Source organism: Pseudomonas sp. REB1044, assembly GCF_038813925.1.
Lineage (GTDB): Bacteria > Pseudomonadota > Gammaproteobacteria > Pseudomonadales > Pseudomonadaceae > Aquipseudomonas > Aquipseudomonas boreofloridensis.
Map to the genome: position 1 here is coordinate 1,406,379 of NZ_CP046139.1, position 11,908 is coordinate 1,418,286.

Below are 11,908 nucleotides of genomic sequence, written 5' to 3' on the forward strand. Positions count from 1 at the left end.
CTTTTCCTCATCAGGGGTGGGTCAGTTCGATGTTGCACGTTGGGGGCCGGGCTTGGCCGGACTACCAGGCTCGAGTGCCAGCACGTTGACCCGCTGGCCACGCGCTGAGGCTTTGTTTGGAGACGCGTAGGAGACGTAGAACGCCAGGCCGACGAAAACGATGCCGCCCACGGCGTTGCCGAGCAGGACGCTGGACACGTTGCCCAGTACCTGGCCAACGCTCAGGTCGCCGGCGAACAGCGCCGCCGACAGCAGGAACATGTTGGCGACCACGTGCTGGAAGCCGATGGCCGCAAAAGCCATGATCGGGAACCAGATACCGAGAATCTTGCCGGTCATGTCCCGAGCGACGTAGGACATCCATACCGCCAGGCAGACCAACCAGTTGCAGCCGATGGCCGAGACGAAGGTAGGCACGAACGTCGGTTCAACTTTGCCGTGGGCGGCGTGCAGGGTGTGCTCCAGGTAGATCCCTTCGCTCAGGCCCACCACGTGGCCAAAGGCGTACGCGACGAACATCGCGCCGAGGGCATTGGCCAGACCGACGATCAGCCAGTTGCGGATCAAGTCCCTGAGGGTGATGCGCCGTGCAAGGCGGGCCAGGAACACGCTCATCAGGTTGCCGGTGAGCAGTTCGCCACCGGCGAGGATGATCAGGACCAGGCCGACCGGAAAAACGGCCGCGCCCAGGAGCGTCGCCAGCGATGCCCATTGCTCGGGGATCACCGTGCTGACCCGGATGGAGAGCAGATAAGCCATGCCCACCAGCGCACCCGCCATGAAACCCAGGATCAGCATCTTGTGTATAGGCAGATGGGCTTTCTTGACACCGGATTCGATCAACGCTGCAAGCGTTTGCTGAGGCGTGTTCAGGCTCATGTCATGACTTCCTGTTCAGACGGTTGAGTGCGATGTCACCGGCATCGCGTATGTGTGAGTCTTCCTGCCAACCGCCGCCCAAGGCCTTGTACAGGTTGACTTCGCTGGTCAGTTGCGAAAGACGTTCCAGAATCAGCGCCTGCTGCGCGCCGAACAGGCTACGCTGGGCGTCTAGGAACACCAGGTGGTTATCCACGCCCAGGCGATAGCGTTGCTCGGCCAACTCATAATAGGTGCGGGTTTCACCGACCAGGTCGCGTTGGGCCTGCAACTGCGCCGCATAGGTAGTGCGTGCCGCCAGCCCGTCGGCCACTTCTTGGAAGGCGGTCTGGATAGTTTTCTCGTAGCGGGCGATGTCGATGTTCTTCTGGATTTTGGCGTAATCCAGATTGGCCTTCAGGCGGCCTGCGGTGAAGATCGGCAGGTTGATGTGCGGTTGGAACAGCCAGGTGCCCGATCCGCCCTTGAACAGCCCACCCATATCCGGGCTCAATGTGCCGGCATTGGCGGTCAGACTGATGCTCGGGAAGAATGCCGCGCGTGCCGCGCCGATATTGGCATTGGCGGCTTGCAGCAGGTGTTCTGCCTGGAGGATATCGGGGCGTCGAGTCAACAGGTCCGAAGGCAGACCCGCCGGTACCTGCGCCATTTGAGCGGCCTCCAGCTCCAAAGGCTTGGCGAGATCGTCCGGGAGGCTGGTACCCAAAAGTAGCGCAAGCTGATTGCGGTCCTGCGCCACCTGGCGCTGGTATTTCGCGTAATTGGCGCGGGCGCTTTCGACGGAGGTCTTCGCCTGGCTGACCTCCAGTGCGGTAGCGGTGCCGATGTCATGGCTCTGGCGGGTTAGCTCGAAGCTTTCCTGGTAGGAATGCAGGGTGTCTTGGGTCAGTGCGAGCAGGGCTTGGTCGGCCTGCCAAGTGAAATAAGCGTTGGCGACGCTGGCGACCAGTGATATCTGGATGGAGCGGCGGGCTTGTTCGGAGGACAGGTAGGTCTGCAAGGCCTCTTCGCTGAGGCTGCGCACCCGACCGAACAGATCCAGCTCATAAGCGCTGACACCTAAGGTAACCGCGTACTGACTGTCGATGCCGGCGTTACCGCTGTCCCTTACCCGCGCAGACAGTCGTTGACGGCTACCATTGGCGTTGGCCGAGACTTGTGGCACCTGTTCGGCGCGCTGGATGCGGTACTGGGCGCGATAGGCCTGGATGTTCAAGGCGGCCACGCGCAGATCGCGGTTGTTGAGCAGCGCGGTCTGGATCAACTGCTTAAGTGCCGGATCCTGAAACACCTGGCGCCAGCCTTGTTCGGCCGCCGCCACCTGCGCTGCTGCGGCTGGCGAGTCAGCCGGGCCTTGCGGCCATTGGGTAGCGACGGGCGTCTCGGGCCGGTGGTACTCGGGAATCAATGAGCAACCGCTCAGGATGAAGGCTGTCAGGCCCGCGGACAGCAGTGATCGTTTCATGGCGAGATCTCGATCGAAAGTGGAATGCCAGGCCTGCCCTTGGCGGTGAGGACAGGCATCGGTCACGCGGCAGGTTCGTCGCTCATCAGTTGGGTGAGCGCATCGGCAAATTTCTCCGGGCGCCCCAGGTAACGGCCCAGAGGCAGCACCTGCAATTGCCCATCGCGCTCAAGGGCGAAGGTCGGAAATCCGCTGGCGGCCAGCGATCGGAGTTGGGCGTTGCTGGCATCGATGTGCATTTCGACCCGATCACCCAGTAGCCGATCCAGGGCGTCGCCAAACGCTTTGGGCTCCAGGCCAATCGCTTGCGCGGCTTCGAGCAGGACTTCGCGCTCGGCAATGGCGCGGCCTTGCTGGTAGTACATATGTTGCAATTGCTTGACCATCTCGACGCCTTGGTCGGACAACTGCTCGGCAGCCAGCATCGCGGCGATCGGCGGTGTGGAGTCCAAGTGGATATCGGTGCGCATCTGCACGCCGTCGACGTAGGGCGCTCCGAAGGTCTGGCCGCTCAGGGCGGTGATGCGCTGTTCGTGGGGTCTGACGAAGTCGCGCCATTGCGCGCTCATGTCGATGGCTTGATCGCCCGAGAGCATGCCCACGCCGTGGGGCTGCACGGTCAAGCCGTCGATGGCCTGGGCGGCGCTGACCATCGGGGCGGCGGCGTAGCACCAGCCGCAGAAGGGGTCGTAGAAATAATGGAGGGTCGAAGGCGTCATCAGGTGTGCTCCACAAGGATTCAATGGCATCGACGAGGCGGTAGCACCGAGCTATCCGCTGCGTCTTCGGTATGAATCAACTTTATTGCTTTTGCCTTGCCCTGATAATCCGGTTAAATAGCGAAGCATCTATGCGTACAACGCACAGACCTCTATCACTGTAAGGATCGGCCTCATGGATACCTTCGCCGCGATCAAAGCATTTGTCACCACTGTCGAGCATGGTGGATTCGCGCCTGCCGCCCGCCATCTGGAAGTGGCCACATCGTCGGTAATCCGCCAGGTCGACAGCCTGGAGCGTCACTTGGCGACCTTCCTGCTGCATCGCACGACACGTAAAGTGTCGCTGACCGCAGCAGGGGAGGTGTACTACGAGCATGCGCAGCGTCTGCTCACGGACCTGGAAAGCGCGCACCGCGAGGTCGCCGAAGCCGACGGCCCGCCCACTGGCCTGTTGCGCGTGAGCCTGCCGGTAGCGTTCGGGCAATTGCATGTCGCGCCGATCCTGCACCGGTTCATCGAGCTATACCCCGGCATCAGCCTGGATATCGACCTCAATGACCACGTGGTCGACCTGGCTGCCCAGCGCTTGGACCTGTCCGTTCGCCTGGGTGGGATCAACGCCACCAACGTCATCGCCCACCGTCTGGCACCCCACACCCGTCTGCTGTGCGCCAGTCCGGCGTACCTGCTCAAGCATGGCATTCCTGAGAACCCTATCGATCTGGAGCAGCACCGGTGTCTGCGGTTTTCGTACAGCACTGGCGGCCAGGTCTGGCAGTTCACCAATGGGCAGGTCGAGTCGGTCAAGGTCTCTGGGCCGCTGCGTGCCAACAATTCGCAGATGCTGCGTGAGGCCGCGCTCAATGGTCTAGGCATCATTCTCATGCCGAGTTGGCTGGTGGGAGATGATATTCGCGCCGGACGCCTGGTTCAGGTGCTGGGGCAGTGGCGTGCGGGGATCGACAACGACGATGAGTCGGTGCATGCCCTGTACCTGCCAACCCGTCGAGGTTCGAAGAAGGTTCGCGCCTTCATTGATTTTCTCGCCGAGCAATTCGGTGATCCGCCTTATTGGGAATGCAGGGGTACTCAGGGCTGAACGCACAGCGCGCCGGTCGATAGACTGGCGCGCTGTGCGTACGCTTGGGTAACAGGCCGCCCTTGCGGTCAGGTGTACAGACTGGCGTCTTCCAGCTCCCGTTCACGCTGCGACTTGTGCCCGCCATTGTGGTCGACGGCGATGAACGAGTAGGTCACCGGCACCACGAACAGGGTGAAGAGGGTGCCGACCAGCATGCCGAACACCAATACCACACCCAGGTCGTGCCGGCTGTGGGAGCCCGCGCCACTGGCGAAGATCAGTGGAATGAGCCCGACCACCATAGCAGCCGTGGTCATCAGGATGGGCCGCAGCCGTACCTTGGCGGCTTCGATCACCGCCTGCACCTTGCCCATGCGCTGCTCGTGCTGCAGCTCATTGGCGAACTCCACCATCAGAATGCCGTGCTTGCTCACCAGGCCGATCAACGTGACCAAACCGATCTGGGTGTAGATGTTGATGGTGCCCATTCCCAGTGCCAGCGGCACCAGTGCCCCGAAGACCGACAGCGGCACGCTGATGAGGATGATCAGTGGGTCACGCAGGCTTTCATACTGAGCGCTGAGCACCAGATAGATGACGATCAGCGCGAACACGAATGCCAGGCTCAGCGAACCCCCTTCATATTTGTACTGGCGGGCGTCGGACAACCAGTCATAGCTGTAGCCTGGGGGTAGCTGAGTTTTCATGTACTGTTCGAGGAAATCTACGGCTTGGCCGATGGTGACGCCGGGGGCTGGCACCGCCTGGAAGGTCGAAGCGTTCATCTGATCGTACTGGGTCAGTTTGTTGGGCGCAGTGAAGTACGAGATGCTCACCAGGTTCGACAGCGGCACCTGGCCGCCGAAGCTGCTCTTGACGTAGTAACCGGTCAGCGACTCAGCGGTCAGGCGCTGCTCACGGACCGCCTGGGGAATCACGTCGTAGCTGCGGCCCTGCATCTGGAAGCGGGTGATGTAGTCTTCACCGACCAGCACCGACAAGGTGTCGCCGATGTCCTGCATGGTGACGCCCAAGCGGTTGGCTTTGGTCCGGTCGATGTCGAGCCTGACCATGGCGTTGTTGAAGTCCAGGTCGCTGTCGACGACCGCGAACAGTCCGCTGGCGCGAGCGGCTTCCTTCATCGACTCCATCACCTTGTACACCGCCTGGTGATCGGCTGGGCCCTTGACCACGGTCTGCACCGGCAGCCCGCCCGTGGATCCAGGCAACGGTGGCAATTGGAAGGAGAACACGTTATTGCCCTCAATGCTCCCCACGCGCTCCTGCATGTCGGCCTGGATCTGCCCGGCTTCGCGGTGACGCTTGGACCAGTCCACCAGGTTCACGCCGCCGATGCTGTTGGAGATCCCGTCGCTGCCGTTGATGAGCCAAGTGAAATCGCCTTCGGGAATATCTTTGAGGGCATCGTTCCATTTACGCGAGAAGGCTTCGACGTAGTCGATGTTGGCGTTCTGCGGCGATTTGACCATGGTGAATACGATGGCCTGGTCTTCGACCGGTGCCAGTTCGGTCTTGATGTGGCTGAGCAAGACCGGCAGCGAGGCAATCAGCGCTGCGGTGAACACTACCGTGATCCAGCGGTGGCGCAGCGAATGCTGAATGATGCGCTCATAGCCTGTGCTCAGAGTGTGGAAGAAGGACTCTGAGATTCGCGACACGAAGCTTTGTTGGCCGTGGGCTTTGAGCAGGTAGGAGCTCATTACCGGAGAAAGGGTCAGCGCAATGAAGCCGGACACGATGACCGAGGAGGCCAGCGTGAAGGCGAATTCCTTGAACAGCTCGCCTGTCAGGCCTCCCATGAATCCGATGGGCGCGTAGACGGCGGCCAGGGTCAGGGTCATGCCGATCACCGGTTTGGCCACTTCGCGGGCACCGATCAACGCAGCAATGGTGGGCGACTTACCTTCCTCGATATGACGGTGCACGTTCTCCACGATGATGATCGCGTCATCCACCACCAGACCGATTGCCAGCACCATGGCCAGCAGGGTCAGAAGGTTGATGCTGAAGCCCAGCGCGACCATGAAGATGGTGGCGCCAAGCATTGACAGCGGAATGGTGACCACGGGCACCAGTACCGCTCGCAGGTTGCCCAAACTGAGGTAAATGACCAGGATGACGATCACGATGGCCTCGATCAGGGTGTGCTGCACCTGATCGATCGAGGCACTGATGAAGCGCGCCTGTTCGTAGGGAATGGCAATGGTCATCCCGGCGGGCGCACTGGCCTTGATGCTGGGCAGAGCCTGGTTGACATCGGCTACGATATCCAGCGGGTTGGCGCTGGGCGCTGCGTTCAGGCCGATGTAGACCGCGTTTTCGCCGTCCATCAGCGCGCTGCTGTCCACCGACGCTGAACCCAATTCGACCTTGGAGATGTCTCGCAGGTGGATGATCCCTTCGGGTGTATTCTTGACGACCATGTCGCGGAAGTCGTCGACCGATTTCAACTCGGTGTTGACGCTGATGTCGTTGACCGTGAAGTAACCCTTGGCGCGGCCAGGCGCGGCTTGCACGTTGTTGGCCTTCAGCGCGTCGGACAACTCGCTGGCCGAGATGCCATGGGCCGACATACGGTCGGCATCGAGCCAGATGCGCATGGCCATTTTCTGCGAGCCGGGCATGATCACGCTGCCCACGCCTTTGATCGAAGACAACTGCGGTTTGACCTCGCGCTCGATGTAGTCGGAAATCTCGGCGGTGGTCATGGTCTTGCTGGCGAAGCCGACGTAGATCACTGCCAACGCTTCACCGGCGCTCTTCTCGATCACAGGGTCGTAGGCTGCCTGCGGTAACCGGTATTTGACCTCGCTGACTTTGGCCATCACCTGGGTCATGGCCTTGTTCGAATCGGCGTTGAGCTTCAGGCGAATGGAGATCAGGCTCTGGCCCTGGATCGAGCTCGAGGTCATGTAGTCGATGTCTTCCACGGTCGCCACCGATTGGGCGATGGTCTGGGTCACGAACGCTTGCATGGTGTCCGGCGAGGCGCCGGGGAACTTGGTGGTGATCGTCAGCGTGGCGCTGCTGATCGCCGGGTATTGCCGGATGGGCAGTTTGCTGGCGGCGACCAGGCCCAATAGCAGCACCAGTAGGCTCAGCACCAGCGACACCACAGGGCGTCGGACGAAGATGTCTGTGAATTTCATGGGAAACTTTTCCTGATCGCCGAACTATTGGAGGGAACGCTTGGCATCGCTCTGGGCGATCGAGACGATATCGCTGGGCAGCACCTCGACCTTGGCTTTGTCGTACAGGCGCAGTTGTCCGGAGGTCACCAGTTCCTGGCCCTCCTCGATGCCATCAAGCAACTCGACCTTGCCGTCGAAGTGCTCACCCACCTTGACGCCGCTGACTTTCCTGACCTGCGGTGGGGTCTGGCTGCGGTCGACGACAAAGACGTAATCGCCGTAGCTGCTGTAGCCTATGGCCGTATCCGGCGCTGTGATCACGCTGTAGCGTTGGGCCTTGGTGATGACACCGTTGACATACAATCCCGGCCGCAATGCCCGGTCGGAGTTATCGAAGGTGGCCTGGACTTTGATCGTGCGCGTTTGGGGGTCGATCATCGATTCGACAGTGGTCAGCACGCCGTTGAAGATCTTCCCTGGGTACGCGTCGCTGCGCACCGCAACCTGTTGCCCTACCGTCAGATCGGCGAGCACCGCCTCGGGCATGATGAGGTTGGCGTACATGGTGTTCGGGTTGACCAGAGAGACGATGGGTGCGCCGGATCCGACGTATTCACCCAAATTCACGCGGCGCACGCCCAATTGACCGTCGAAAGGTGCGCGGATCTGTTTCTGATCGATGCTGGCCTGGATGTTACGGATGTCGCCCTGGAGTTGCTGGTATTCGGCTTTCTTCTGCTCCAGGTCTTCAACGGTCGACGCGCTCAGCGCCTGCAACCGCACTGCGCGGTCGTAGCGGTTCTTGGCATTGGGCAAGCGAGCCTGGAGACTGGCTAGTTGACCTTGTTCAGGCGCGTCGTTGAGTTGAATCAGCAGGTCGCCTTTTTTCACCGCGTCACCGGCCTTGAACAGGATGCGCGTCACCTTGCCGCCGGTTTCAGCCGTAATCAGCACCTGTTGCGCGGCCTCGATTTCACCGATTCCTCTGCGCTGTACGAAACGCTGTTCGCGTGTGGCCGGCGCAACGGCGACCTTGAGCGGGGCGATCAGGGCCGGCGTCGAGTCGCCTGCGCCAAACAGGCCGTTGGGAATCGTCAGTTTCAAGGCGACGGCGATCACGCCGAGTGCCACGATCGACGATAAGGCGATTTTCTGTGATCTGTTCATAACTGCATCTCATCAGGGGAATCGGGAGCGGGCGCTGACGATTGCGAGCGTCCGTGTGTTGGATTCAATGGTATGGAAGCGGCAATAGCCTGATAAGCGAGGGGATACGGCTAACAGCGTTGCGCGCTATGCATAGATTCCCTTGAGAGTTGCCACCCGTAGAAGGCGCGTTACCTGTTCGGCGGTGCATGGAAACGCCATCGGCCAAACGTCTGGGTAGTCGTTTGGCCGAAAGTGGGCAGCTTTAGCGGGGTGGGGGGCGCAGGTGCCAAGCACATCTAAGCGGTGATGTTCATGATCCGATTACCCATGTCGATACCCCAGTCACTCATTGCTGTGCCCTCCTGCAGTGCGCTGACCTCCCAGCGTTTCAGGGCCGTGCTCAGGTCGTCGTGGTCCGCCAGTGCTTTGGCCAGGCTCACGGCGTTATGCGCCGCTTTGGCGGTGCTGCCTGCAGTGTGCGGGCGCGGGATGAATGCAGCATCGCCCAGCAGCAGCACGCGGTCGAACACCATGCGTGGGACTTTGAGGTCGAGGATCGACTGCACGAAAATGTCTTCGGTCAGTTCGATCAACTCCAGGAAGGCCGGGTTGATCTGTTCACGCGCGCGCTCGATGAACCGGCGGGCCTGGTCGGGAGCGATGGCGCCCGGTGGGATGGAATGTTCGCGACGGCGCCCGTTCTTGTCGGTGAGAATGGCATCGAGTTCGGGGCCAGGTGCCGCCTTCAGGTACCACAGCCAGTTGAAGCGTCGGCGCTGTACGTCGCTCGCGCCATCGACGCCAGGCACCATGTACTCGAGCATCAGCGACTCCGCGTCTGGCTGGAACACGAAGTCCTCGTAGATCAGCGCCTTGGACGCTTCGGAGAGTCGCGGTTCTTCGACCAGCCCCCGCCACACCACGTACCCGGAATAGCTCGGCACCACCCCGGCAGTACCTGCTGACGCACTTGCGAGTGGCCGCCGTCCGCGCCGATCAGTAGATCGCCAGGCACACTCGTGCCGTCCTGGAAATACGCGACCACGGTGTCCCCGTCCTGCTCGAAGTGGGTGAAGGTCTTGCCTCGGTGATAGTGATGCTCGGGCAACGCCTGATAGAGGTGGTGGTAGATGGTGTTCCACGAGGTCTGGGTTTGTGGGGCGTACTGCTTGCTCCGCGTATCACCGCGGCGGTTGAGTACGGTGCGGTTGTGGGATCGCACGCCTACTGCCTGGTCCGGTTCGATGCCGGAGAATTTGAAGGCCGTGAGCACTTCAGGTTGCAGCACTACGCCGCCACCGCGACTGTCCAGCGCGGCGGGCGAGCGCTCGTAGATGTCGACGTTCCATCCGATCGAGCGCAAGGTGTTGGCGACGAACAGGCCGCTGAGCGAGCCTCCGATGATGATAGCGTTGGGTTGCTGTGCAGGGGTCATGCGGTGTTCCTCCAATTCGTCCGGCGAGGCCTGATCCAGGCGTGGCGTTCAAGCGTGATCAACGGCCATTTGCAAGGCATGCAGGAAAGCTTCCGGAGCCTGTGCGCCACTGATCACGCCGGTGCCGATCTCGACCAGTGGCACGCTGCGTACCTGGCGTTCGCGCGCTTGGCGGTCCAACTCGAAAATGCGGTCGCGTCCCTCGTCACTGCGCAGGTAATCAGCGGCCTGCTCGGCGTTCAGGCCGACTTCTCCGGCCAGCGCGGCCAGTACCGCCACATCGCCGATATCGCGGCCTTGTTCGAAGTAGGCGCTGAAAATGGCGTCGGCCAGCGCATGGGCCTGGCCCTGAGCATCGGCCCAGAGCATCAGGCGGTGCGCGGCCAGCGTGCTGGGGGTTCGGCGCATCGCCGGATAGTTGAAGGTCAGCGCATCGCCTTTGGCGGCGGCGACCGTTTGCGCGTCGAGCATCTGGCTGCGTTCCCAACTGCCGAACTTGTTCGAGCGGTACACCTTGCGGTCCATGCCTTCGGCCGGCATGTCAGGGTTGAGCAGATAAGGACGCCACTGATACTGCACCTCGGGTTTTTCCTCAAGGCTGTCCAGCGCCTGTTGCAGGCGGCGTTCGGCGACGAAGCACCATGGGCAGATGAAGTCGGAGGTCAAGGTAATGGTTAGATTCATGGCGTACACTCCATAGCGTTTTTGAGGTGAGTCGATGTTGGCACGGACCCCAGTGCCTGATAACAGGGGGGCATCGCTATTGAGCTTTGCGTGTTGCGCAATGCTTGGTTTAGAACTCTGGATCGACGGCGGTTTCGCGCATGACGGCTTCAGGGGTGCGATAGCGCTCGGCCATGGTGCGTTCCATGTCGCTCAGCAGCTGTGCTTGCATGTAGGCGCCCAAATGGCGCGCGTGCTGCACGATTGCTGCGCCATAGGGCGTACGGCGCTGGCTGTACGACGCCAGTGCAGCGCTCACATCGGCCGTGCCAGCCAACGCGTTGACCAACTCCATGGCATCCCCGGCGGCTTTCGCCACGCCCATCCCGCAGTGCGGTCGAGCGACGAAGGCCGCATCACCCAGCAGCGCGATTCGGCCGTGATTCATGCGCGGCACTTGCAGGTCATAGATCGGTTGGAACAGTGGTTGCGAGGTCTTCTCCACCACCTCGGTGAATGCTGGTGCCAGCAACTGATGTGCTGCCTGTCTCATGTCTTGAATGACCTGGCCGCGGATGAGTCCAGGTGGAATTCCATCGGGCCAGCGTTTTCCATGCTCGTCGGTCAGCATATCGGCCAGTGCGTGCTGTTCATCAGTGGCGCGATACCAGACGAAGTTATAGCGTCGCTGGCCCACGCGCGTGCTGTCGAGCGCGCCAGCCACCGGATAACCGAGGATTTGCTCGTGCGGTGGCAGGCAGAAGGCGAAGCGGTCGAACAGCGCTTGGCGCGTGGTGTCCGAAAGGTCCTGTTCCTCGACCAGGCCGCGCCAGGCGACATAGCCGGCATACTGCAACTGAGCCTCGGGCATCAGTTGTTGGCGGATTCGCGAGCGCAGTCCGTCAGCAGCGACCACCAGATCAGCCTCATGGACGCTGTTGTCATCGAGGATCACCCGCGCCCGGTCCGGTAAGTGCTGGACTGCACGTACGCTGCGTCCGGTCAGGTAGTGCTCGGCCGGCAGCGCCTGGTGCAGTACGTGGTACATCCTGCTCCAGGCCGTGAGTAGTTGCGGTAGCTCGTGTTCGGCCTCCACGGTGCCATCCTGGTGCAAGGTGACGCGGGTCGATACTCGTACCCCAAGGTCGTCGTCTACTTTCACGCCGGCCTTGAGCAGCCCATCGAGTAGTTGCGGATGGGTCACGATCCCCGCGCCGCGGCCTGTCAGGGCATCGGCTACACGCTCGAACACTTGCACTTGCCAGCCGTTGCGCAGCAGCAGATTGGCGGTGAACAGGCCGCCGAGTGAGCCGCCGACGATGATTGCGCGACGGGATGCTGAAGTCGTGTTCATGGGTATTT

The 11,908-nt window shown here is 61.5% G+C and carries 10 protein-coding genes; 1 reads left to right on the top strand and 9 read right to left on the bottom strand.

Going from position 1 to position 11,908, the window contains the following annotated elements:
- Positions 1 to 21: 21 nt before the first annotated feature.
- The 3 genes from GKC70_RS06585 to GKC70_RS06595 all read right to left on the bottom strand — a co-directional run bounded on the left by GKC70_RS06585 (position 22) and on the right by GKC70_RS06595 (position 3,063).
- Positions 22 to 879, bottom strand: coding sequence for a formate/nitrite transporter family protein (locus GKC70_RS06585; RefSeq protein WP_342650812.1), 858 nt, complete (start codon positions 877 to 879; stop codon positions 22 to 24).
- 1 nt (position 880) lies between these two features.
- Positions 881 to 2,344, bottom strand: coding sequence for an AdeC/AdeK/OprM family multidrug efflux complex outer membrane factor (gene adeC / locus GKC70_RS06590; RefSeq protein ID WP_342650813.1), 1,464 nt, complete (start codon positions 2,342 to 2,344; stop codon positions 881 to 883).
- A gap of 62 nt (positions 2,345 to 2,406) precedes the next feature.
- Positions 2,407 to 3,063: a DsbA family protein gene (locus GKC70_RS06595; RefSeq protein ID WP_342650814.1), complete on the bottom strand. Its 657-nt coding sequence runs from the start codon at positions 3,061 to 3,063 to the stop codon at positions 2,407 to 2,409.
- 175 nt (positions 3,064 to 3,238) lie between these two features.
- Between GKC70_RS06595 and GKC70_RS06600 the strand changes: the two genes are divergently transcribed.
- Positions 3,239 to 4,165: a LysR substrate-binding domain-containing protein gene (locus tag GKC70_RS06600; protein ID WP_342650815.1), complete on the top strand. Its 927-nt coding sequence runs from the start codon at positions 3,239 to 3,241 to the stop codon at positions 4,163 to 4,165.
- A 68-nt stretch (positions 4,166 to 4,233) separates the two neighbouring features.
- Here the strand turns inward: GKC70_RS06600 and GKC70_RS06605 are convergent, their stop codons facing one another.
- The 6 genes from GKC70_RS06605 to GKC70_RS06630 form a co-directional block, all read right to left on the bottom strand.
- Positions 4,234 to 7,317, bottom strand: coding sequence for an efflux RND transporter permease subunit (locus tag GKC70_RS06605; protein WP_304483547.1), 3,084 nt, complete (start codon positions 7,315 to 7,317; stop codon positions 4,234 to 4,236).
- A 24-nt stretch (positions 7,318 to 7,341) separates the two neighbouring features.
- Positions 7,342 to 8,466 (bottom strand): efflux RND transporter periplasmic adaptor subunit, encoded by a 1,125-nt coding sequence (locus GKC70_RS06610; RefSeq protein ID WP_342650816.1) that lies wholly within the window; start codon positions 8,464 to 8,466, stop codon positions 7,342 to 7,344.
- 278 nt (positions 8,467 to 8,744) lie between these two features.
- On the bottom strand, positions 8,745 to 9,392 hold the full coding sequence (locus GKC70_RS06615; RefSeq protein ID WP_342650817.1) for a hypothetical protein: 648 nt from the start codon (positions 9,390 to 9,392) through the stop codon (positions 8,745 to 8,747).
- Positions 9,314 to 9,883 (bottom strand): FAD-dependent monooxygenase, encoded by a 570-nt coding sequence (locus tag GKC70_RS06620; RefSeq protein WP_342650818.1) that lies wholly within the window; start codon positions 9,881 to 9,883, stop codon positions 9,314 to 9,316. The genes GKC70_RS06615 and GKC70_RS06620 overlap by 79 nt, the downstream gene beginning before the upstream one ends.
- 48 nt (positions 9,884 to 9,931) lie before the next feature.
- The gene (locus GKC70_RS06625) at positions 9,932 to 10,567 is read right to left on the bottom strand and encodes a DsbA family oxidoreductase (protein ID WP_342650819.1); all 636 of its coding nucleotides are present in this window, start codon (positions 10,565 to 10,567) and stop codon (positions 9,932 to 9,934) included.
- 109 nt (positions 10,568 to 10,676) lie between these two features.
- The gene (locus GKC70_RS06630) at positions 10,677 to 11,900 is read right to left on the bottom strand and encodes an FAD binding domain-containing protein (protein WP_342650820.1); all 1,224 of its coding nucleotides are present in this window, start codon (positions 11,898 to 11,900) and stop codon (positions 10,677 to 10,679) included.
- Between the last annotated feature and the right edge of the window lie 8 nt (positions 11,901 to 11,908).